Source organism: Bacillus sp. CH_48 (assembly GCF_038008465.1).
Lineage (GTDB): Bacteria > Bacillota > Bacilli > Bacillales > Bacillaceae_G > Bacillus_A > Bacillus_A thuringiensis_S.
In genome coordinates, this window is the sequence record NZ_JBBOZF010000001.1 from 2,923,118 (window position 1) to 2,944,972 (window position 21,855).

Below are 21,855 nucleotides of genomic sequence, written 5' to 3' on the forward strand. Positions count from 1 at the left end.
ATCATCATCCGTGAATCTATCAGTGTTGTTAAAACAGGCAGGTCTCCTGACTTATGCTTCATATAATTTCGTTCACCTTCCCGTTTTCACAGTGGCACTAAAAAGAAATCTCAGCATTTACAGTGGCGGGACCGTGTTGGAGTTTCACCAAGCTTCCCTTTTAAACACGAAACGAAACTTTCGTGTACCTATTTTCCTTTTGAAAGGAATTTAACAAGCGATATGATATTGAAACAAATTCTAACACAATTTTTGGAATTTTGTCTACTGTTTTAAAATAAGAAAATTCCAAAGTTTTTATTTCTTATTATTCTGACTTTTACATTCTGAAGTAACTAATAATATTACATTATAAAAAGAGAAATTGAGCTATGAAAGAAGTAGGGATGTCTTCTTTCATAGCTCAATTTTCATCTATAGCAACTTCTGAAAGCCGGCCTGCTATAGCATCTTTAAGGAGGGTGTTTAGCCATTGTAGTTCAACTGTAATATGCTCAATTACACTTTGTAAAATATATAGTTGTGCACGTGGAACCTTTCCTTTATTACAATCATATATCGTTTGCATAGTATATAAATATTGAAGAGTATCGTTTTTCTTTTTTTCTAAAATAGGAACTAATTCGTGATCATTGCTAAAGTGAGCGAAAGATAAGGCTGAATAAATAGGTTTATATATTTGGTTTTTTGCTTCGAATTGTTTTAATAGTAAAGTGTGGAATAGTTTTTTGCCTTCTTCTGTTATATGAAAAATCGTTTTGTCAGGTCGATTTGTGTCTCTAATTACATTTGTAATATGAATTGCGCCTTGCTTTTCTAATTGCTCGAAGGCGTAATAAAGTGATCCTTTAGCATATTTAATGTAACAATCCATTTGTCGTTCTTTCATAATATGCTGCACTTCATATGGATGTTTATCTCCTTCGAGTAGCAAGCCGAGAATGACTAATTTCATGCTCATGCTGTCTCAACTCCTGTATATAAAAACTTTATCCGGCATTAACGGGCAGTAAGACACCCATCCAAAAATTCAGCGGAACCAAAGAAGTTAGGTGGGGGGCGGGCTGTCCGTAAAAGCCCGATTGGTTCAATTAATAATCAGTGGGGGATGAACAAAACCGCCACTGATTAAAGATTAACTTTATACATATTATAAACGGCATATCCTTTTTCATAAAGGGATATGCCGCTTCTTTTTTATATTAACTGACTTGCTTTTGTTTTTCTTTCTTTTTAGGGCCTGTAAAGAGGCGTTCATTTCCCATAAGTAAAATACAAATAATACTTAGTACAGCCGGAATAAGTGCCCAGAAGAATGTGTTCGCAATAGATGTAGCGAGAGCTTCTTTAATACCCGCTAATATTTCAGCAGGAATTTTTGCGGTAGCGCCTGGTGATAATAAGAAACTTGTGTCTCCACCTTTTGGAGCTAATTTTGCTAGTTCAGGGGGGAACACAGAGTTTAGTTTATCTGTAAAAATATGATTTTGAATTGTACCGAAAATCGTTACACCAAGAGTCATACCGAGTGATCGGAAGAATGAGTTTGTTGATGTTGCCGAACCACGGTCTCGCATTTCTAATTTGTGAATAGAAGACATACTTAATACTGAGAATGAGAAGCCAACACCAAGCCCAGCGAGAATCATAAATAGTGTTACGAGTAAACGAGGTGTATCCATTGTTAAAGTACTTAATAAATAAATACCAAGAACGAAGAAGACGCCAGATACCATCATAATGTTACGATAGCTTGTTCGAGAAGCTAATTGTCCTCCTGTTTGACTTCCAATTACAGAACCAACCATCATTGGTGTTAAAATTAATCCGGCATTAGAGGCGGAACCTCCAAGAACGCCTTGAATGAAGATTGGAATATAAACTGTACAGATAATAAAAGCGGCACCATAGAAAAAGGCAACTCCTTGACTAGCTGCGAATAAAGGTTTTTTAAATAGATGGAACGAAATAATAGGCTCGGTTGCTTTTCGTTCTACAAAGAAGAAAATAATAAGCGTAATAACTACTGTTGTAAATAAGCCAATAATTACAGTGGAATTCCAGGCATATTCCTTACCACCAAGTTCTAATGCGAACATTAAGCAAACGATACTTATGACAAGTGTAATAGCACCAGCCCAATCAATTTTTTGTTTTCTAAATTCTAGAGACTCACTGTAGTATTTAGTAATGAAGAAAAAGGAGATAAGTCCTAATGGAATATTGATATAGAAGACCCAATGCCAACTTATATAGTCTGTAATATAAGCGCCTAATAAAGGACCGAATACACTAGAGGTCCCGAAAACAGCACCGAATAGTCCTGTCATCTTCCCACGTTTTTCTGGTGGGAAGATATCGTACATAATTGTGAAGGCGATAGGCATAAGGGCACCACCACCGATACCTTGAATAGCTCTATAAATACTTAATTGCTCAATACTTGAAGCTGTTCCGCAGAGCGCAGAACCGAATAAGAAAAGAATGAGGCCACCAATATAAAAACGTTTCCGCCCGTACATATCAGAAAGTTTCCCGAAGATAGGCATCCCTGCCATTGTTGCTACCATATAAGCTGATGTGACCCAAACAAACTTATCAAATCCTCCTAAGTCTCCAACAATTGTTGCCATTGCGGTTGCAACGATTGTATTGTCCATTGCGGCCATTAATATACCAAGCAGTAAACCAGCAACAACAAATTTTGTCTTGTTGGCGTCTTTTTTTAATGGTTGAGTTTCCAAATATAACCCTCCTTTAGAAATAAGTAAACTATATTAAGTTTTGAGTGCAGTGGATAAAAAATTTAAATGTATAGGTGATTTTAATTTCTTTTCCATAAGTGCACTGATATGCCATAAAGAATATTATAGTCAAATTTGACTATAAGGCAAACTTTTTCTTCCGTCAAAATATTCTTTCGTATGAGTAGAGAACGAGTGAGCCATATTGAATATTGCCATAAAGTAAATTGTAAAAAAATTTCATTAAGAACACCTTCTGTTAATAGATGAAAAATGGTTTTTTCTTCATATTGTCGAATAGGATAAAAGGAAGAGAAATATTAAACATTGCTTGTAGTAAGCTTTAGTAATTTGGGGAATTCATTGTGTGTATGATACATCTGAAATGAGGTGAATATATATTATGAAAATATGGGGACGAATTTCGGATACAGGAAAGTATTCAATACCGCTACAACCAGTATTGTGGATTGACGGATCGAAAAAGGAAAATGAATTTCCTCAAGTAGCCGTTACATTAAAAATTGGTAGTATGTATACAGAACAATTTTCGTATGAATTGACCTACGATGTAAACGACATACTTATTATGAGAATTGAAGTGGAAAATAAAGGGGTAGAAATGATTTCGAGAGTTGTTGTAAGTCATATGATTCGAGATTACTTTGCTTATATTCCTAATTCTTTAAAAGTTGATAAGGGGATAAGTGAGTTTTTATTCCAGCTTGTAAGGTGGCGAATTGATGATTTGTTACCGAATGAAAAGGTGGAACTACGTTGTAAAATAAAAGCTAATAAAGATAAAGCTCTTAAACAAGCATTCTTTCAGGCTACATATACATTTCAAGATAAAGAGATATCATATGGTCCACTGCAAACAAATGAAGTTGTTGTGCGTCAATAATAAAAAGGAACCTGTACAAAAGGTTCCTTTTTTTAGTGAAGGTTGTGTTTTTTGAGTATTTTCTTTTGCTCCATTCCTTTTTTTCCTACATAGTTATTTTTGTAGCCAAAGTATAGAATAAATAAAAATGAAACAACATTAACAATAGCGTCAATTTGATCGTTTGTAATAAAGTGTATGCCGAAAGAGGTAAATAATAATTTTAATGATAATAGAAAACCAGCTAGTAACCGCATAGCATCTGATAGATTCTCTTTTTGTAGCATATAGATTACTCCTTTCTATAAAAGTTATATATTATATATATGAAATAGAGTAGAAAAGGTATACAAGCTTAAGCAGAAATGTACATTGGATATGTACATTTTTTATTTGGTAGAAAAACATTATTGATATAGAAACATATATTGGTATAAAAGGGGGAGAAGTATGAAACATAAAGGGAAAATTAGTGGATTATTACTTGGAAATACAGTGGCAGTTACAGAATGGATTGCACTTCAGGATGTAATTGCAAAACTGGATTCACGATCATTTTATACCGTCTTTATTATTTATATATTGCAAATGATACTAAGTTATTATTTTGGACATTGGTACGATAAAAGAGCGAACAAGCGTATGAATGAAGAAGTAGGAGGAATGGCAAGCAACGATTTTGTTGTTGATTTTTTTGGGAAAGTAGCCGCTTTATCTGAAAGAGCTTCCCGTAATATTACAGTTTACATTCTTTCTGTAAAAGAATGGGAAGGATTAAAAGACACGTTGCAAGAAAAAAAATTGGGAGTGTTAGTACAAAAATTAGAGAGTACCATTGTAAAGTCAATTCGGAAGGGAGATGTTGTTACAAAGTGGGATGAAAATAAGTATGTTATTGTAGCAATTGATAATGGTCATGAAACATCAACAATAACAAACAGATTAATGAAAAATATTGAAAGTGAAATAGAAGGTGATTTACTCAGTGTCACTCTTTTATTTGGAGCAGCTAGCTATCCAGTAGAAGGAAAAACGTTTGAAGAACTGTTGAGAAAGTCGCAAAATCAATTGTACCAGTATAGAAATTTGCAAGAAAATGAGTGAAGCTTTGATTTGAAGATATTTGATAGGAAGAAGTTTTATTTGTAACATTTTTTTGACTTTTATTACAAAAAAACGCTGCGTTTGTAATAAAAGTCTTTAAAAATATATGAAATAAGCATATAATTATGATGGTAGTGTCAATGCAATTTGCACAATGTGTTTTATTTTAAAAGTGTAGAGGAAAGCAAGCTCTACACTTTTCCTTTTTAGGAAATGAAAAGAATATTTGTAAGTTGTTGCGAGATATCGATTGTACTGTGTAAAATGAACAAAGAGATTATTTGATAGAAAGCTGGAAAGGGAATGATAGACGTGAGAGCGGAACAATCACCTTTTATCAGGTGAACTATTATAGTCTTATTAAGACTGAGGTGAAATTCTGTGGCCATTAAGGTAATACATAGTGTGAACAGATTTTAAAGAACACGAAGTACTATACTTAAAGATGGATATGGAACTGCTAAATACTTCAAAAAGAATAATGTAATATTAAGTAATAATTTGTACAAACAATATTAATGATCTTCGTAAAAAAGATGCGAGTGTATAGAACAATTACATATTTTATAACTTTTTTATATTACACGATGGTCGTTTATAAGTAGGAGGAAGAGATGTTGAAATATAGTAAATTAGCAATTATAACTGCATTATCAATGACTTTATTAGCCGGTTGTTTTGGACCGAAACCAGAAGAAGAATTATATGTAGCGTTTGAAAACGCTGCTAAACAAGAAAAAACAATGTTTGAAGATGCAAAAAAACTTGAGACTTTAGAGAAAGAAGGACAAGAATTATATAACCAGATTGTGCAAGAAGGAAAAGATAATAATCAAACTGTTAAAGAAAAACTGAATCAAGCAGCAAAGAATACAACTGAACGAGAAAAAGTACTTACAAAAGAAAAAGAGGCCTTAAATAAAGCGCAAGAAGAAGTGAAGTCAGCTGATAAGTATGTGAAGAAAATTGAAGATAATAAGTTGAAAGATCAAGCTGATAAAGTGAAAAGCATGTATGAGAAACGACACGATTCATTTAATAAAATGTATGACAGCTATAATAAATCTTTAAAACAAGAAAAAGAGTTATATACAATGTTACAAGATAAAGGTACTAAATTAAAAGATATTAGTGAAAAAGTAAAAGTAGTAAATCAATCTTATAAGGATATTGAGTCAGAAAAAGATAAATTTAATGAATTCACAAAGTCTTATAATACAGAAAAAGTAGCTTTTTATAAACAAGCAAATATTAAAATTAAAGAAGAGAAAAAATAAAACAGTTTGGCCTACACTTGGCCAAACTGTTTTATTTTTTTGTATAAGTACGACTATACCATGGAACCGGTTCACTTAATTTTTTTTCTTGTTTCAATGCTTCAGGCCCAATATAATCTTGAAGTGTTTTTTTTGCTACTGTTAAAGATAAGGTTGTTTTCGGATTTCGATAGGAGGATTCAAGATGACCAAGATGCGGTAGAATTCGAAAATCTTCTTTCGTAGGAGGGATGTGGAAAAAATAATCGCCTAAACGTATAAGGACATCAGATTGTTGTTGGCTAAAACGTGGGTTTCTAGAAAAGTGTAATCCTTCTTTAATTGCTTTTTTTTCGGCAATCAAACGCTCTAAAGCTGTCTTTTTTAACCAGTATAAATATTTAGGATTAGTAGCTGCTTTAGCATGACGATTCACAACGAAAATAGATTGAGCTAGTCGATTAATAGAATGTTGGTTTTGTAATTGAGATTGTGGTTGTGAAGGTTTCATATTGAATCTCCTTTCAATTTTTCATTATTATAGCATAAATAAAATAGGTTTTTATTATATGCAAAAAGTGATTGTATATATTTTCAATATTAAAGCAATATTGTTACAAAAAACAACTATTTTGTATAATAGTAATAGAATATGTTTTTGAAATTTGATAATGAAAGAGTGAGAAGTTTGAAAGAAATATTAAAACAACAGTATGCCATTATAGATATTGGATCTAATACAATGCGTTTAGTTATTTATGAAAAGCAAAATGGAGGTTTTTATAAAGAGATTGAAAATACGAAAGTGGTTGCTAGGTTAAGGAATTACTTAATTGATGGTGTGTTGAATGAAGAGGGAATAGAAGTATTATTACAGACATTATTTCAATTTCAAGAAAGTACAAGGTTCCATCAGTTGCATCATGTACTTTGTGTTGCAACAGCAACAATTAGACAGTCTGAGAATCAAGAGGAAATTAAAAAGCTTATTGAAGGACAAACGGACTTTACTCTTAGAGTATTATCAGAATATGAGGAAGCGCGTTACGGATACTTGGCGGTTATGAATTCTACATCGTTTTCAGAAGGAATAACGGTAGATATTGGTGGGGGAAGTACGGAAGTTACATACTTTAGAAATAGAGAGATTTTAGAGTACCATAGTTTTCCTTTTGGGGCACTTTCTTTAAAGCAACAATTTATTAAAGGTGATATTCCTACTAAAGATGAGTTAGAGGGAATGCAACAGTATTTAGAATTTCAATTTCAAACGTTACCATGGTTCATCAATAAGAAATTGCCTCTTATTGCAATTGGTGGTAGTGCGAGGAACTTAGTAAAAATCCATCAAAATTTAATATGTTATCCTATAGCAGGATTACATTTATACAAGATGAAAGAAGAAGATATTGAAAATGTAAAAGATGAGTTGGAAAAATTGTCGTTCATAGAACTTCAGAAATTGGAAGGATTGGCAAAAGATCGAGCGGATACGATTATTCCAGCGGTTGAAGTATTTCATACACTTGTTAATGTTATAGAGGCACCGGCATTTGTATTAAGTAGAAAAGGATTAAGAGAAGGTGTTTTCTATGAAGAGTTGACAAAAAATTTGGGGATTTCATATTATCCGAACGTAGTTGAAGAAAGTTTGCATTTACTATCACATGAATACGAAATGGACATGGAATTTGTTATTCAACTTATTAAACATGGAAGACTAATTTGCAAACAACTTGAGGAAATAGGGCTTATTTCTATGTCAGTAAAAGACTGGGAAGTATTCCATCAAGCAGCGAAAGTATTTAATATAGGCAAATATATAGACGAAGAAGCGAGCCGTTTACATACGTTTTATTTATTGGCGAATAAGACAATTGATGGCATGATGCATAAAGATAGAGTGAGGTTAGCGCTTATTGCATCTTATAAATCAAAAATGCTATTTAAACAACATTTATCTCCATTTGAAGGTTGGTTTGATAAAAGTGAACAAAAAAAAATCCGCCTATTAGGAGCTGTTTTACAATTTTCAGCTGCTTTAAATGCAAGGCAACGATCGCTTGTTGAAACCATATCTATAACAGAAAGCAAAGAGGCATTAACGTTTAAAGTTTTATGTGAACAGTCTGCATTAGCAGAAAAAGTGCAAGCTGAAAAACAAAAAAAACAGTTAGAAAGAGTATTAAAAACGAATATTAACTTGTTATTTGAACTAAAACATTAGGTCGTACGGATGTCTTTACGAAAAATTTACACTTTGTAATATTGTAATTTGATAAAATAAAATTAACTAAATTATAGTAAAAAAGTTTCAAGGGGAAGTGTGAAGAGAATGGAATTATCGAAGGGGAATGCAGTAAATTTAAATGATACAGCTTATTACAATAATCGAGAGTTAAGCTGGCTAGCATTTAATGAACGTGTACTACAAGAAGCGCAAGATGGAAAAAATCCACTTTTGGAAAGATTGAAATTTATTAGTATTTTTAGTTCGAATTTAGATGAATTCTTTATGGTACGTGTAGCGGGATTAAAGGATCAAGTGAGTGCTGGATTTAATCAGCCAGAAAATAAAGCTGGCTTAACACCAAAAAAGCAACTAAATAAAATTGCGATAAAAGCCCATGAACTAATGACAGTACAATATGATACATTTAAAAATTATGTATTGCCAGCGCTTGAGTTAGAGGGAATTGAACGTTTAACATTCCATGATTTGACGAAAGAGCAGCGAGAATTTATAGAAGAGTATTTTGATGAGCAAATTTTTCCGGTGTTAACCCCTGTAGCTATTGATGCATATCGCCCATTTCCAATGTTATTAAATAAAAGTTTGAATTTAGCTACTCTTTTATATGATGAGAAGCAAGCGGAGGAAGAGAATCGGACGAAGCTAGGAATTGTACAAGTTCCTTCATTACTTGAGCGCTTCATATTTTTACCGAGCGAAGGGCAAAAGCATAAATTTATTTTATTAGAAGACGTAATTAGTAGCTTTACTCATAAATTATTTACGGGATATACAGTATCATCTGTTACTCGTTTCCGTATTACACGCAATGCAGATTTAACGATTCATGAAGAAGGTGCGAGAGATTTATTAAAGGTAATTGAAAAAGAATTAAAAAAACGTAAGTGGGGGGGGGCTGTACGTTTAGAAGTTGGGAAAGAACACATTGATGAAAGAGTATTAGCGTTATTATATGAGGTTCTGGAAGTAAAAGATGAAGATGTATATATAATGGATGGGCCATTAGATTTAACATGTTTGTTTTCTTTATATAAAAAACTAGCTCCTTTATATGAACATCTTGTATATCCGGCTCTTATTCCGCAACCGCCTCAAGATTTAGGTGATGAAGAAGATGTATTTGAAAAAGCAATTGAGCATGATATTTTATTACATCATCCTTTTGAATCATTTCAGCCGGTAGTTGATTTTGTCCGTGATGCGGCAGACGATCCGAATGTACTTGCGATTAAACAAACGTTATATCGAGTAAGTGGTGATTCACCAATTATTCAGGCGTTAAAGATAGCGGCTGAAAAGGGAAAACAAGTGACGGTATTAGTTGAATTAAAGGCAAGATTTGATGAAGAAAACAATGTTCATTGGGCTAAAGAATTGGAACAGGCAGGCTGTCATGTTATTTACGGTGTAAGTCACTTGAAAACACATAGTAAAATTACGTTAGTTGTAAGAAGAAAAAACGGAAAAATTGAAAGGTTCGTACATCTTGGAACTGGAAACTATAATGATGCAACAGCGAAGTTATATACTGATTTTGGATATATTACATCAAGAAAAGACTTTGGGGTTGATGCAACCAATTTCTTTAATTATTTAAGTGGTTATACAACAAAGCCACATTTTCATCATTTATCTGTTGCTCCATTTGATATAAGAGAACAATTTATGGATTTAATAGATGAAGAAATCCGTTATCATAGGCAATATGGAAATGGATATATTATCGCTAAGATGAATTCATTAACAGATAAACCATTAATTAAAAAAATGTACGAAGCATCACAAGCTGGAGTAAAGGTAGAGCTCATTGTTCGAGGAACATGTTGCCTACGACCTGGTATTCTAAATGTAAGTGAAAATATTCGTGTAGTTAGTGTTGTTGGAAGATATTTAGAACATAGCCGTATTTATTATTTCCATCATAATGGGGAGGAGAAAATATATTTATCTTCAGCTGATTGGATGACGCGAAATATGGAGAAGCGAGTGGAAATATCTTTTCCCATATTAGATATTGAAATGAAGGCACGAATTAAGGCGATTTTACAGCTTACATTAGCTGATAATGTGAAAACACGGGAACAAAATAAAGATGGTGATTACTATTATGTTATTAATGGTAGTACAGAAGAAATTGATAGCCAAGTGAAGTTGTTTAAGATGGCGTATCAAAATACAGATGCTGAATAATGAAAAAAGTAAAAACCTCTTATGTCTATAAGAGGTTTTTACTTTTTTCTACTCATATGCTCCCAAAATGGGAGGATGAGTAGAAACAATAGTTTTATTATAAGCGTGTAATAAGGTGGCTCGTTGAGAGAATAACATTTGAAAGAATCGTTATTTTAACTTAGTAATAGTATGGTTGTTGACATGGTCCACCGTAACAAGGATAAGGTGCTGGCGGCGGGAAAGGTGGTGGATAAGGTGGGTAAAATGGTCGAGGGCCGAAAGCTAATGCTCCGCCGAGTAATCCACCAGCAATTCCAGCTAGAAAGGGAACGCCAAAAAACGGGAAGAAGCGTGAGTCGCCTACTGGACCAATAGGTGCTGAACGGACTGGGATTGGTTGATAATATGGATACATGAACATACCTCCTTTATTGGACTCACTTTCATCATATGGTAAATGAAACGTGGATGAGCGCGTACAAGAAAGGATATGCAAGAAAATAGGCGAATTATTACGAATGTTGGAGTGTAAAAAGTGTAATTTCAGGTTTTGACATAAAACGGAATGGAACACGTGTTCTTCCTAGACCTCGATTAACATAGAGAGTTAAATCTTGAATTGTATAGAAGCCTTCAATATAGTCTTTGGCGAGTGATGGTGTAATAATAGCTCCTAAAAAAGGAATTTGTACTTGTCCGCCGTGGCTATGACCAGAAAGTTGCAAGTTGATTGGATATCTGGAAACTTGGGGCGCGATATCTGGTTCGTGAACAAGAACAATGTTATAAGTATTTTGTCGTGCATGCTCTAATGTTTTCTCTATTTTGGGTTTGCCTAGTAGTATATCATCGAGACCGAAAATAGAAATCTCACTATTATCCATTAGACGAATTCTTTTTTCATTATTTAGCAATAGTTCAAATCCAGATTCACGCATGATGTGCTCATAGTATTCAGTTCCATATCCACCGTGATCATGGTTACCATAAATAGCGAATTTACCGAAGGGGGCTTGTATATTTTTTAAAATGGATGCAACGAAAGGAGTGTCAGTATACGTTTGGTAATTATCAATGAGATCTCCAGTAAAAAGGACAATATCTGGATTTACAGCATTAATTTTAGAAACAACTTGAGATAAATGTTGAAGCGAGAAATAGTATCCAAGATGCAAATCGCTGAATTGAAGAATTTTCATACCATGAAAACTTTTTGGGATGAGTTGTGATTTTAATGTGTGCTGTGTAAAAGAAATGAAATGGGGTTCTATATATTTAGCATAGTAGTATCCAATGCCACTGGTTATAAATGAATAGAGACAAGTGCGCATACCAATTTTTAGAAAATTTCTTCTTGTAATGTGCTTCATAAAAATATGAGTATACCTCAATGTTTTTATTCCATTTATAGGCTACTCGAATCTCCTTTCAGTTTATTTAAAATATACTTTACATAATAAAAATTTAGTATAGATTACGAAAAAAAATGAATGAAAAGAAAATTCTTTACATTAAAATATCAGAAAAGTTTAAAAATATAAAGATTTCTATTAAATAAAGTGATAAAATGAATGTGTATTCATTTTTTGGAGGGGATGTATGTGAAAGAAAAGGTAGTTATTATAACAGGTGGATCGAGTGGAATGGGAAAAGGAATGGCGACTCGTTTTGCAAAAGAAGGGGCACGAGTTGTTATTACAGGACGTACAAAGGAAAAACTAGAGGAAACAAAGTTGGAAATTGAACAATTTCCGGGGCAAGTATTACCTGTACAAATGGATGTAAGAAATACGGATGACATTCAGAAAATGATTGAACAGATTGATGAGAAGTTTGGTCGAATTGATGTTTTAATAAATAATGCAGCTGGAAACTTTATTTGTCCAGCAGAAGATTTATCTGTGAATGGTTGGAATTCAGTCATTAATATTGTGTTAAACGGTACATTTTACTGTAGCCATGCTGTCGGAAAATATTGGATTGAAAAAGGTATAAAAGGGAATATCATTAACATGGTAGCAACATATGCATGGGATGCAGGTCCAGGAGTTATTCATTCGGCTGCAGCGAAGGCAGGGGTATTAGCGATGACGAAGACGCTCGCTGTTGAGTGGGGACGTAAATATGGAATACGAGTTAACGCTATCGCGCCAGGACCAATTGAACGTACGGGCGGTGCTGATAAATTATGGATTTCAGAAGAAATGGCTAAGCGTACGATACAAAGTGTTCCGCTTGGAAGGCTGGGTACGCCAGAAGAAATCGCTGGTCTAGCTTATTATTTATGCTCAGATGAAGCTGCGTACATAAATGGAACTTGCATGACAATGGATGGAGGACAACATTTACATCAATATCCATTTTAAAAGGGATAAAAAAATGAATGTTTGATTCATTTTTTTATGGTTAAATGTGACGGAATTGTGACATATGAAAGAAAAGTGTTTACAAGAGGTCATATATACGTTATATTTAAGACCTCTTTTTTCTTCATAGTAGAATTGCTAATTCCCCTTAGCATTTTACCCCTCTAATCCCTTCAGGAAAACTGAAGGGATTTTTTATTATTTTTCCGTAAATATCATGTTATAATTTTTGAAAAGTAAAGGGAGGGAAGCACGTTGATAGATGCATTAGATGTAATGAGTAACTTGGATAAAGTCCTTCCTTATTATCAAGCTATTTTTAGTGCTGATGAGCATACTGTAATTGGATATGAAGTAGTAGGACGTATTCAAACAGAAGAGGGCATACAAAGTTTAGCTTCTTTCTTTCACGATGATTCGATTCCAAGTGAATTTCAACTGGAAGCGGATAATATTATAGTAGAAAAAGCTTTAAATCGTTATTTAGAAAGCGATCAAAAATTATTATTATTTATACATCGGAATGCTAATGTATTAATGAATGATGATGATGAAAGCTTGCTTCAACTTTTATTGAGGTATGAAGAACAAGGTTTAAATTTAAAACAAATTGTTTTAGAGATTACAGAACATGAATGTAAAGAAGATATAGAGCAATTTAATCATTTGCTTATGTATTATCGTACATATGGTATTCAAATTTCGATTAATAAAGTCGGAACGGGCACAAGTAATTTAGAGCGTATTAGCGTGTTAGCACCTGATATTTTAAAAGTAGATTTAACGAATTTAAGGCAAACAGCACTTTTACAATCTTATCAAGATATTTTATATTCTTTATCATTACTTGCTAGAAGAATTGGTGCAACTTTGTTATATGAAGAAATAGATGCTTTTTATCAACTGCAATATGCTTGGAAGAACGGCGGAAGATATTATCAAGGTAATTATTTGAAAGAATGTTTACCTGATTTTATTGAAACGAATGTTTTGAAAGAGCGACTTGGTAATGAATGTCATCAGTTTATTCAGCATGAAAAGAAGAAGTTACAAAAAATTTATAATTTGACAGAGATGTTACGCGATCGCATTGGCGATGTTTTATCAAAACAAAAAAAGAATGAAGATATAAATGATTGGTTATTACAATTTAGTCAAAGTGTATCACAGTGTAGTTTTCGTATATTTATTTGTAATGAAGATGGTTTCCAACAATCAGGAAATGTTATGAAAAAAGATGGAGAATGGATTGTGATGCCGGATTATTATATGAAGAACTGGAGTTGGCGCCCGTATTTTCTCGAGAATATCATGAAAATGCGTTTTGAGAATAAGGCAAGGCTTTCAGATTTATATGCAGATATCGAAACGGGCGAAATGGTACGAACATTTTCTTTCCCAATAGATGATGACAACTTTTTATTTATAGATTTATCTTATGAATATTTATATGAAGAAGATGTTTTATTTTAATGCACGAAGAGATTCGTGCATTTTTTGTTTGTTTTTATCATAAATTGGTAATAGTGAAAATGGTGATGAAAATGCTGTCTATCGTTGTAAAGATTTTACGAACGAAATCTGTCCTTTCTTTGCATAATCATTGTTACAATGAATACTACAAAGACAAGTTCTTTTAAAAGGAAGGTGAAAAAATGAGGAAATATGGAATATGGCTTGTTCTATTTGTATGTGTTGCCTTTCTAGTTGGTTATAGTGTTACGACTGTTTTAGGGAAAGAGGAAGTGAAAGTTGATCGGAAAGAAGTATTTACAACGATACAAAAAGGCTATGAAACCCAGTTTTCAATTCGTGGGAAGCATTTGCCGATGAATAAGATGATAGAGACGTTATCACCGTATTTTACAGATAATTTCCTTCAAGTGTTTACAGATGAAAATAGCAGAAGTGATAAACAAAGTGGTGAATATTTACTTCCGGCAAAAGAAGCACCGTTTTCTTTTAATTCAGAAACGAAAATATCGTATGATGAAGAACATAAAAATTTATATGTATATGAGCGGACAAAAAGTGGACAATATCAAATTGTAACATTGAAAAGGGATCAAGATAAATGGAAGTTAGCAGGATATCATGAAAGTCAGGAACTCTTAACTGAAATAAAAAGGTTGCAACAATTATAAAGTGAAACTTTTAATCAGTGGGAGGGATTACTAGCCCATCTAACTCCTTTGCTTTAGCTAAATTTTTGGGGTTTTACTACCTACAAATAGCGGGATAAGAATAGGAATAGGTATTTACCTATTCCTATTCTATATTGAGTAGTTTTTGTAACTTTTCAATTTGAAAACCTGCAACTACTTCGCCATCAATTACGACTGTTGGAGTTGAATAAGAATCATAGTCGTTTAAAAGACGATTGCGAGCAGCAGCGTCTTTTTTTACGTCAAATTCTTCATATGCAACGTTATTATGCTTCAAAAATTCTTTAACAATAACACATGGCGGACAATCAGGTTGTGTATAAACCTCAATTTTTTTCATTGTAATTCCTCCTTTTTTCTGTTTTTTATTATATTCTTCCAGTATAAAAACCGCAATAAAGAAGGGGAAATATGTTCTTTCTGTTTTTTCCTTCGCATTTCGACAAATTTTTAGTTGAGTTTCTGGCCAATAACCTTTATCCTAGAGTGTGGAACATTTTTTCTGTTATGACGGATAGAATGAGTATAGCTGTAAAACCTATTGGTAGGAAGATCAGAGAAAGGAGAGATTTCATGTCTCTACTCCAAGGAATTTTAACTCGACTTGTTAGTCTACAAGAACAAGCTGAAAGCGGTGAAGTAGCACAACGCTATTTTGAAGTGAACGGTGAGCGCAAATGTAGCGTGAAATTTTTCGATAAAAGTGAAATGTATGAGTTAGAAGTGTATCAACAAGGTGAAAAACCTCAAGTGTACCAATTCGATAATATCGACATGGTTGCAATTGAGATTTACGATATCATTTCTTGATACATATAAAAAAGGTACTGCCATATGGCAGTACCTTTTTTAGTTCTATTACTTTCCAGCGTAATGTATAGAATTTTTTTATTTTTCCTACAATGGTATTAAAATGAAAATTTAATCTGTGTAAGTTTGCCTATCCATGTGGATAAGTAGTCCCGCCAACCGGATGAATATGTGAAGCTAAACTTCTCACAATTGCTGGGTTCTGCAAATAGTGGGAGAAATATAACTAGGAGGTTATCGTATGGAACATTTACCAGTTGTGATTTGTCCTAATTGTCAAAGCTCTGCTGAGATTACTCATGTATTAACGGCTCAATCTAATCAAAATGTAATTTATACGTGCCAAGTTTGTCACTTTGTAATTCGAAATATTGAAACGAATAAAGGATAGGAAGTTATAATTTTAGTTTTTGTCCCATACAATGAGAATACGAAAAGTCTGTCTAATTGAAAGGACGTGACTCTGTGGACGGTGCACATAAATTTTACAATGTTTCAGAGAGACATTTAAATTTTGATATGGTCTTTAGCCGTATTTGTAGTTTCATTGAAAAGGATCCACGAAATTTATATCGATTATCCATTGGGACAGACTCGCAAGCACATCAAAAGGATACGAGGTTTATTACAGCAATCCATATTCATCGTGTTGGAAAAGGTGCCTGGGGTTGTTTACACCATAGATCAGTAAAAGATAAGCCAGCAACCTTACGTGAGAAAATATATTTAGAAACGCAGTTTAGTCAAGAAATCGCATGTCTATTTACACCTACTCATATACAAACAATATGGGAGTTATTGCATCCTTATGCTCAAGATGGGGCTGGATTCATAATGGAAATTCATTTAGACATTGGGAATGATGGTTTAACAAAGGAATTTATTTTAGATATGACAGAAAAAATTCGAGCGATGGGATTAACTGCAAAAATTAAGCCGGATGCTTATGCGGCGTTTAGCTATGCAAATCGATATACGAAATGACTTTTTGTATGTTTACAATTGCTACATATCTTTTGGTAAAAACTGAATATTACATCTATTAAATAGGTTAAATTTTTTATATAATAAGAGTAACGATGCGATTGTAAGGAGAGGGGTATATGCAAAGGGAAGTTGTTTTAACGAAGGAAGAAGAAAGTTTACTACTAGATATTTTATTTCAGCAAAATTATGCAAGTGAAATTTTAGCTGTGGAACTTACAGATATTGAGAATGGTTTGAAACAGACGGATGTGATGCAATATAAAAAAATCACAAGGTTATTTTACAGATTAAAAAATAAAGGGTATTAAGCGCTACCGGAATGGTAGTCTTTTTTTTGTGCTGTATGCTAAAATAGCTGTGTGATTGTATTTTTATTGAAATAAATTTAGGACAAAATAATAATATGAAAACGCTGTCATAAAATGTGAATAGAGTTATGAACATAAGCAGGAAAAAGGGAAAATGGGGGATGTAATATGATTAGTATTCCGAAAGACGAATTTCAACAAATTCTTGTGAAGGATTTAATGATTTCATCGGAAAAAGTAGCTCATGTCCAAATTGGAAATGGTTTAGAACATGCTTTACTCGTTCTTGTGAAATCTGGATATTCGGCGATACCTGTCTTAGATCCAATGTATAAATTACATGGTTTGATTAGTACTGCCATGATATTAGATGGTATGTTAGGATTAGAGCGTATTGAGTTTGAAAGACTTGATGATATGAAAGTAGAGCAGGTGATGAAGGAAGATATACCTTTTCTTAAATTAGAAGATTCATTTGCAAAAGCTTTAGAAATGACAATTGATCATCCTTTTATTTGTGCTGTTAATGAAGAAGGCTATTTTGAGGGGATTTTAACACGTCGTGCTATTTTAAAATTGTTGAATAAGAAAGTAAGGCAACATAATCGATAACGTGAGAAAAGTGACTTCATAGAAACGAAGAAGTCACTTTTTTTCGTGCATATCACTTGTGTATGTATTATATTTAAAAAGACATAAAACATAAGGAAAGTTTGCGCTGGAAAATTGTATTTTCTGAATGAAAGCTTGTTGAAATAAGGTGTATGGAAGCTAAGGAAAGAGGGAGAAAGTTGCAAATTGATGATTTTCAAATGATGGTTGTGTTAGCTCAGGAATCAAATATGAGAAAAGCGGCGGAACGTTTATTTGTTTCCCAACCTGCGCTGAGTCAACGATTACAATCTATGGAGAAACAATGGGGAATGAAGTTTTTTATTCGCTCACAAAAAGGATTGACAATTACACCTGAAGGGGAAAAAGTTGCAAATTATGCCAAAGAAATGTTGCAAAAGGAAGAGGATATAAAAAGTGAGCTAGCTGTTTTTAGAACGGAAACTCATGGAACGTTAAAAATAGCTGTTGCATCAGTTATTGGTCAATATTGGCTTCCTCCTGTTTTGAAAAAGTTTGTGCATAAATATCCTTCTGTAAAGATATCGCTGTTTACTGGATGGAGTAGTGAAGTGCAAAAGCAGTTTTATGAAGGAGACGTTCATGTTGCTATACTGAGGGGAACACAAGAATATAAAGGTCAAAAGCAAAAATTATTTGAAGATGAACTGTATTTAGTTGATAAAGAAATAAAAGATATTTCGATGCTAAAAGAAACAAATAGGCCGTTCATTCAATTTAAAAGTGACTCGACTTATTATGGACAAATACAAAATTGGTGGTATGGTTTATTTTCTAATCCGCCTAAGCGAACGATTGTAGTTGACCAAATTGAAACATGCAAACAACTTGTTTTAAATGGTATAGGTTATGCCCTTTTACCTTCTACTGTTTTAAAGGAAGTACAGGAAAATATGTATAAAACACCTGTTCAATTGACGAGAGAAACATGGTTGTTAACAAGTGACTCAGCAAGGCAGTTGAAGCAAGTACAAGCATTTTTAGAAATTATAGAAGAAATTCAAAGGGAAAAATAAGATTATTATCTTGCTACTCGCTCTTTCGTTTGGTAGAGTAACATTATAAATGGATTTAGGAGGCAACAAGAATGAAAATGATGGACGCTAACGAAATTATTTCGTTTATTCAAAAAAGTGAAAAGAAAACTCCTGTAAAGGTATACATAAAAGGGGATTTAAAAGAAGTAACATTCCCTGAAACAGTACAAGCATTTGTGAATAAAAAATCAGGTGTATTATTCGGAGAATGGTCTGAAATTAAGACAATTCTTGATGAGAATAATAAGCACATCGTTGACTACGTTGTAGAAAACGATCGTCGTAATTCTGCAATCCCAATGCTTGATTTAAAAGGTATTAAAGCTCGCATCGAGCCCGGTGCTATTATTCGTGACCATGTTGAAATTGGTGACAACGCTGTAATTATGATGAATGCAACAATTAACATTGGTGCTGTAATTGGTGAAGGTTCTATGATCGACATGAACGCAGTACTTGGTGGACGTGCAACAGTCGGTAAAAACTGTCACGTAGGTGCAGGTGCTGTACTTGCAGGTGTTATTGAGCCACCTTCTGCAAAACCAGTTATCGTTGAAGATGATGTAGTAATCGGTGCAAACGTAGTTGTTTTAGAGGGTGTTACAGTAGGTAAAGGTGCAGTTGTAGCAGCGGGAGCTGTTGTAACAGAAGATGTGCCTCCATACACAGTTGTTGCAGGTACTCCAGCACGTGTAATTAAAGAAATTGATGAGAAGACAAAAGCAAAAACAGAAATTAAACAAGAGCTTCGTCAATTAAACCCAGAGAAATAAAAAGAAAAAAAAGCGTAAGAGCGTAAATGGGCTCTTACGCTTTTTATAGATAGAGGTGCAAAAATGACAGTAAGCAAATTTGTCCAAATTCGTAGAGATCTACATAGAATTCCAGAAATCGGATTTAAGGAATGGAAAACACAACAGTATATTTTAGATTATATAGGAACGCTTTCTCATGAATTTGTGGAAGTGAAGACATGGAAAACGGGTGTAATCGTTAAAGTAAATGGAAAAAATCCAGAAAAAATAATAGGTTATCGTGCAGATATAGACGGTTTACCAATTACAGAGGAAACTGGATATGAGTTTGCTTCTATTCATGAAGGAATGATGCATGCATGTGGCCATGATGTACATACAACAATCGGTTTAGGCCTTCTAACGAAAGCTGTGAGCGAAAGAATAGATGATGACCTTGTATTTCTATTCCAGCCAGCAGAAGAAGGACCAGGCGGTGCTCTTCCTATGTTAGAAAGTGAAGAGTTAAAAGAATGGAAACCAAATATAATTCTTGGTCTTCATATTGCACCAGAATACGCTGTAGGGACAATTGCAACGAAAGAAGGACTGTTATTTGCCAATACTTCAGAATTATATATCGATTTAAAAGGGAAAGGTGGCCATGCTGCCTATCCGCATACTGCAAATGATATGATTGTTGCAGCGAGTCATCTTGTTACACAGCTTCAATCCGTTATTAGTCGCAATGTAAATCCTCTTGATAGTGCAGTAATTACAATCGGAAAAATTACAGGTGGTACGGTTCAAAATATTATTGCAGAAAAATCTCGTTTAGAAGGAACGATTCGAACATTATCAGTAGAATCAATGAAGCGTGTGAAAAGCAGAATTGAGGCAATTGTTGCAGGTATCGAAGCTTCTTTCCAGTGTGAGGCGATTATAGATTACGGAGCAATGTATCATCAAGTATATAACCATGAAGAGTTAACGAGAGAGTTTATGCAATTTGTACATAAACAAACAGATATGAATGTTATTACATGTACTGAGGCAATGACAGGTGAAGATTTTGGTTATATGCTTCGAGAAATCCCTGGATTTATGTTTTGGCTTGGAGTAAATTCAGAATATGGTTTACATCATGCGAAATTAAAGCCAGACGAAGAAGTGATTGAAAAGGCAATTACATTTTTAAGCCAATATGTAAAGTGGAAAGGGAATAGAAAATAAAACTTCCGCTTTCTTGAAGTTTCCAAAAAAAATTTTGTTCTGAGGTGTAAGTAACGTTCGTATAGATTGGTTTTAGGCGTTTACATACAAATGAAAGAATAAAGTTAATTGGACTGTTTTAATAATGAGCAGGGGGTTTTTAGCCACTGCTCATTATTAATTATTTGACTAACTTATATATGTTTACTTTTAGTATGAAAAGTGTGTAAAATCAATGTGAAACATAGAAAAAAGGGTGGGGAATTACGTGCAAATTAGCAGTGCGATTTTATGTTTCGTCTTATATGCGTATGTTATTATTGCGGCGGTTTATTTTGGGATAAGTTTTTATGCCTATCGTCTAGTAGATAATAATGAATATGACGAAACATACAAATGGGTGAAGAGATATTTATCACCTGTACTAGAAATTATGAATGGGTTTGTGCTCTTTTTATTTATTGGATTAATTGCTTTCTCAACGAGTTTAGTAGGGAATAAAACTACGTTATTTGTATTGGGTATCATTATTTTTATGCTGTTAGGAATAAGGATTGGTAATACGGTCTTTTGGAATGAAAGAAAAGTAGATGGTTGGACGGGAATGTTAATTCCGTGTATGTTAGCTGCAATCGTGACAAATATAGAACATGAATATTATCAATTACATTTTTGGCTCATTATCGTTTTAACAATTCTTTCTGTTTTGTATATAAGCACAGTAGTACTAACATATATTGCACATGAAAAAGGAGATGTTAAAGGCACTCGTTTCTTTAGAGGACGGGCATTATTTTGGAGTGTGCCGACGATGGCAGTTATCGCGCTTATTGCGATATTAGTAAATGGATATCAATTTTCTAATTGGCAACTATTTTTAGAAAATTGGTGGATCTTTATCTTTTCGTTTATTGCTTTTTTAGGTGCAACGCATTATTTATTTCATCAACATCATTACATATGGGCGTTGTTATTTGCATTCATACAGCTGCTATTTGCCTTTTTTGGTCAAGAAACATTATTATTCGTTTTTGAAACATTTAGTTCGTTTGGAAATATATTTGTATTTGCTATGTTACTTGTTGGTATCGCTTTTTACTTGCAACAATATTTTTATATACAAAAACAAAAATAAGAGCTAATTACAGTTTTTGTGACGCATATAAAGTGTGTTACACTGAAAATAAATA

General features: G+C 33.4%; 24 protein-coding genes and 1 riboswitch. Of the genes, 17 read left to right on the forward strand and 7 right to left on the reverse strand.

Annotation, left to right across the window (positions count from 1 at the left end; genetic code table 11):
• Positions 1–19 precede the first annotated feature (19 nt).
• A riboswitch (cobalamin riboswitch) is annotated at positions 20–207 on the reverse strand.
• 196 nt (positions 208–403) lie between these two features.
• Complete coding sequence (locus N2V92_RS14860) at positions 404–961, reverse strand: PadR family transcriptional regulator (RefSeq protein WP_000062064.1); 558 nt, start codon at positions 959–961, stop codon at positions 404–406.
• Positions 962–1,202: 241 nt separating this feature from the next.
• Positions 1,203–2,744 (reverse strand): MDR family MFS transporter, encoded by a 1,542-nt coding sequence (locus tag N2V92_RS14865; RefSeq protein WP_000449901.1) that lies wholly within the window; start codon positions 2,742–2,744, stop codon positions 1,203–1,205.
• A 403-nt stretch (positions 2,745–3,147) separates the two neighbouring features.
• Between N2V92_RS14865 and N2V92_RS14870 the strand changes: the two genes are divergently transcribed.
• Complete coding sequence (locus tag N2V92_RS14870; RefSeq protein WP_000708116.1) at positions 3,148–3,648, forward strand: hypothetical protein; 501 nt, start codon at positions 3,148–3,150, stop codon at positions 3,646–3,648.
• A 32-nt stretch (positions 3,649–3,680) separates the two neighbouring features.
• Here N2V92_RS14870 and N2V92_RS14875 read toward each other — a convergent pair whose 3' ends face one another.
• Positions 3,681–3,914 carry an SPP1 phage holin family protein gene (locus N2V92_RS14875; protein WP_000939448.1) on the reverse strand — a complete coding sequence of 78 codons (234 nt, stop codon included), beginning with the start codon at positions 3,912–3,914 and terminating at the stop codon, positions 3,681–3,683.
• Positions 3,915–4,077: 163 nt separating this feature from the next.
• Here N2V92_RS14875 and N2V92_RS14880 point away from each other — a divergent pair, with 163 nt between their 5' ends.
• Positions 4,078–4,731, forward strand: coding sequence for a diguanylate cyclase domain-containing protein (locus tag N2V92_RS14880; RefSeq protein ID WP_000680815.1), 654 nt, complete (start codon positions 4,078–4,080; stop codon positions 4,729–4,731).
• Between the two features lie 614 nt (positions 4,732–5,345).
• Positions 5,346–6,008 (forward strand): YkyA family protein, encoded by a 663-nt coding sequence (locus N2V92_RS14885; RefSeq protein ID WP_000922470.1) that lies wholly within the window; start codon positions 5,346–5,348, stop codon positions 6,006–6,008.
• A 31-nt stretch (positions 6,009–6,039) separates the two neighbouring features.
• On the opposite strand, the gene N2V92_RS14890 is transcribed toward N2V92_RS14885, so the two are convergent.
• The gene (locus N2V92_RS14890) at positions 6,040–6,498 is read right to left on the reverse strand and encodes a YkyB family protein (protein WP_000804864.1); all 459 of its coding nucleotides are present in this window, start codon (positions 6,496–6,498) and stop codon (positions 6,040–6,042) included.
• Positions 6,499–6,639: 141 nt separating this feature from the next.
• Here N2V92_RS14890 and N2V92_RS14895 point away from each other — a divergent pair, with 141 nt between their 5' ends.
• Together N2V92_RS14895 and N2V92_RS14900 are read left to right on the forward strand one after the other, a co-directional pair.
• The gene (locus N2V92_RS14895) at positions 6,640–8,214 is read left to right on the forward strand and encodes a Ppx/GppA family phosphatase (RefSeq protein WP_017763557.1); all 1,575 of its coding nucleotides are present in this window, start codon (positions 6,640–6,642) and stop codon (positions 8,212–8,214) included.
• A gap of 108 nt (positions 8,215–8,322) precedes the next feature.
• Positions 8,323–10,431 (forward strand): polyphosphate kinase, encoded by a 2,109-nt coding sequence (locus tag N2V92_RS14900; protein WP_000423552.1) that lies wholly within the window; start codon positions 8,323–8,325, stop codon positions 10,429–10,431.
• Positions 10,432–10,591: 160 nt separating this feature from the next.
• Here N2V92_RS14900 and N2V92_RS14905 read toward each other — a convergent pair whose 3' ends face one another.
• Positions 10,592–10,828, reverse strand: coding sequence for a hypothetical protein (locus N2V92_RS14905; protein ID WP_000283738.1), 237 nt, complete (start codon positions 10,826–10,828; stop codon positions 10,592–10,594).
• A gap of 97 nt (positions 10,829–10,925) precedes the next feature.
• On the reverse strand, positions 10,926–11,783 hold the full coding sequence (locus N2V92_RS14910) for a metallophosphoesterase (RefSeq protein ID WP_002082238.1): 858 nt from the start codon (positions 11,781–11,783) through the stop codon (positions 10,926–10,928).
• Positions 11,784–12,014: 231 nt separating this feature from the next.
• On the opposite strand from N2V92_RS14910, the gene fadH reads away from it, so the two are divergent.
• The 3 genes from fadH (at position 12,015) to N2V92_RS14925 (ending at position 14,923) form a co-directional block, all read left to right on the forward strand.
• Positions 12,015–12,779 (forward strand): 2,4-dienoyl-CoA reductase, encoded by a 765-nt coding sequence (fadH, locus tag N2V92_RS14915; protein WP_000660913.1) that lies wholly within the window; start codon positions 12,015–12,017, stop codon positions 12,777–12,779.
• A 255-nt stretch (positions 12,780–13,034) separates the two neighbouring features.
• Positions 13,035–14,252: an EAL domain-containing protein gene (locus tag N2V92_RS14920; protein ID WP_000564306.1), complete on the forward strand. Its 1,218-nt coding sequence runs from the start codon at positions 13,035–13,037 to the stop codon at positions 14,250–14,252.
• A 182-nt stretch (positions 14,253–14,434) separates the two neighbouring features.
• The gene (locus N2V92_RS14925) at positions 14,435–14,923 is read left to right on the forward strand and encodes a DUF3993 domain-containing protein (protein ID WP_001233816.1); all 489 of its coding nucleotides are present in this window, start codon (positions 14,435–14,437) and stop codon (positions 14,921–14,923) included.
• Between the two features lie 124 nt (positions 14,924–15,047).
• Here N2V92_RS14925 and N2V92_RS14930 read toward each other — a convergent pair whose 3' ends face one another.
• On the reverse strand, positions 15,048–15,284 hold the full coding sequence (locus tag N2V92_RS14930) for a glutaredoxin family protein (protein ID WP_000717872.1): 237 nt from the start codon (positions 15,282–15,284) through the stop codon (positions 15,048–15,050).
• 233 nt (positions 15,285–15,517) lie between these two features.
• Between N2V92_RS14930 and N2V92_RS14935 the strand changes: the two genes are divergently transcribed.
• The 9 genes from N2V92_RS14935 (at position 15,518) to N2V92_RS14975 (ending at position 21,800) form a co-directional block, all read left to right on the forward strand.
• The gene (locus tag N2V92_RS14935) at positions 15,518–15,754 is read left to right on the forward strand and encodes a YkuJ family protein (protein ID WP_000055151.1); all 237 of its coding nucleotides are present in this window, start codon (positions 15,518–15,520) and stop codon (positions 15,752–15,754) included.
• A 241-nt stretch (positions 15,755–15,995) separates the two neighbouring features.
• Entirely contained in the window at positions 15,996–16,145 is a 150-nt protein-coding gene (locus N2V92_RS14940; protein WP_000400650.1) for a hypothetical protein, read from the forward strand.
• A gap of 74 nt (positions 16,146–16,219) precedes the next feature.
• Positions 16,220–16,738: a ribonuclease H-like YkuK family protein gene (locus N2V92_RS14945; protein ID WP_000348492.1), complete on the forward strand. Its 519-nt coding sequence runs from the start codon at positions 16,220–16,222 to the stop codon at positions 16,736–16,738.
• 119 nt (positions 16,739–16,857) lie between these two features.
• Positions 16,858–17,049, forward strand: a complete 192-nt coding sequence (gene abbA / locus N2V92_RS14950) for an antirepressor AbbA (RefSeq protein ID WP_001188692.1) — start codon at positions 16,858–16,860, stop codon at positions 17,047–17,049.
• Positions 17,050–17,217: 168 nt separating this feature from the next.
• Positions 17,218–17,661: a cyclic-di-AMP-binding protein CbpB gene (cbpB, locus tag N2V92_RS14955; protein WP_000623573.1), complete on the forward strand. Its 444-nt coding sequence runs from the start codon at positions 17,218–17,220 to the stop codon at positions 17,659–17,661.
• Between the two features lie 152 nt (positions 17,662–17,813).
• Positions 17,814–18,698 (forward strand): LysR family transcriptional regulator, encoded by an 885-nt coding sequence (locus N2V92_RS14960; RefSeq protein ID WP_003261853.1) that lies wholly within the window; start codon positions 17,814–17,816, stop codon positions 18,696–18,698.
• 71 nt (positions 18,699–18,769) lie between these two features.
• Complete coding sequence (dapD, locus tag N2V92_RS14965) at positions 18,770–19,492, forward strand: 2,3,4,5-tetrahydropyridine-2,6-dicarboxylate N-acetyltransferase (RefSeq protein ID WP_000783241.1); 723 nt, start codon at positions 18,770–18,772, stop codon at positions 19,490–19,492.
• Positions 19,493–19,555: 63 nt separating this feature from the next.
• Entirely contained in the window at positions 19,556–20,686 is a 1,131-nt protein-coding gene (locus tag N2V92_RS14970; RefSeq protein WP_000218671.1) for an N-acetyldiaminopimelate deacetylase, read from the forward strand.
• A gap of 247 nt (positions 20,687–20,933) precedes the next feature.
• Positions 20,934–21,800, forward strand: coding sequence for a hypothetical protein (locus tag N2V92_RS14975; RefSeq protein ID WP_001167320.1), 867 nt, complete (start codon positions 20,934–20,936; stop codon positions 21,798–21,800).
• Positions 21,801–21,855 lie beyond the last annotated feature (55 nt).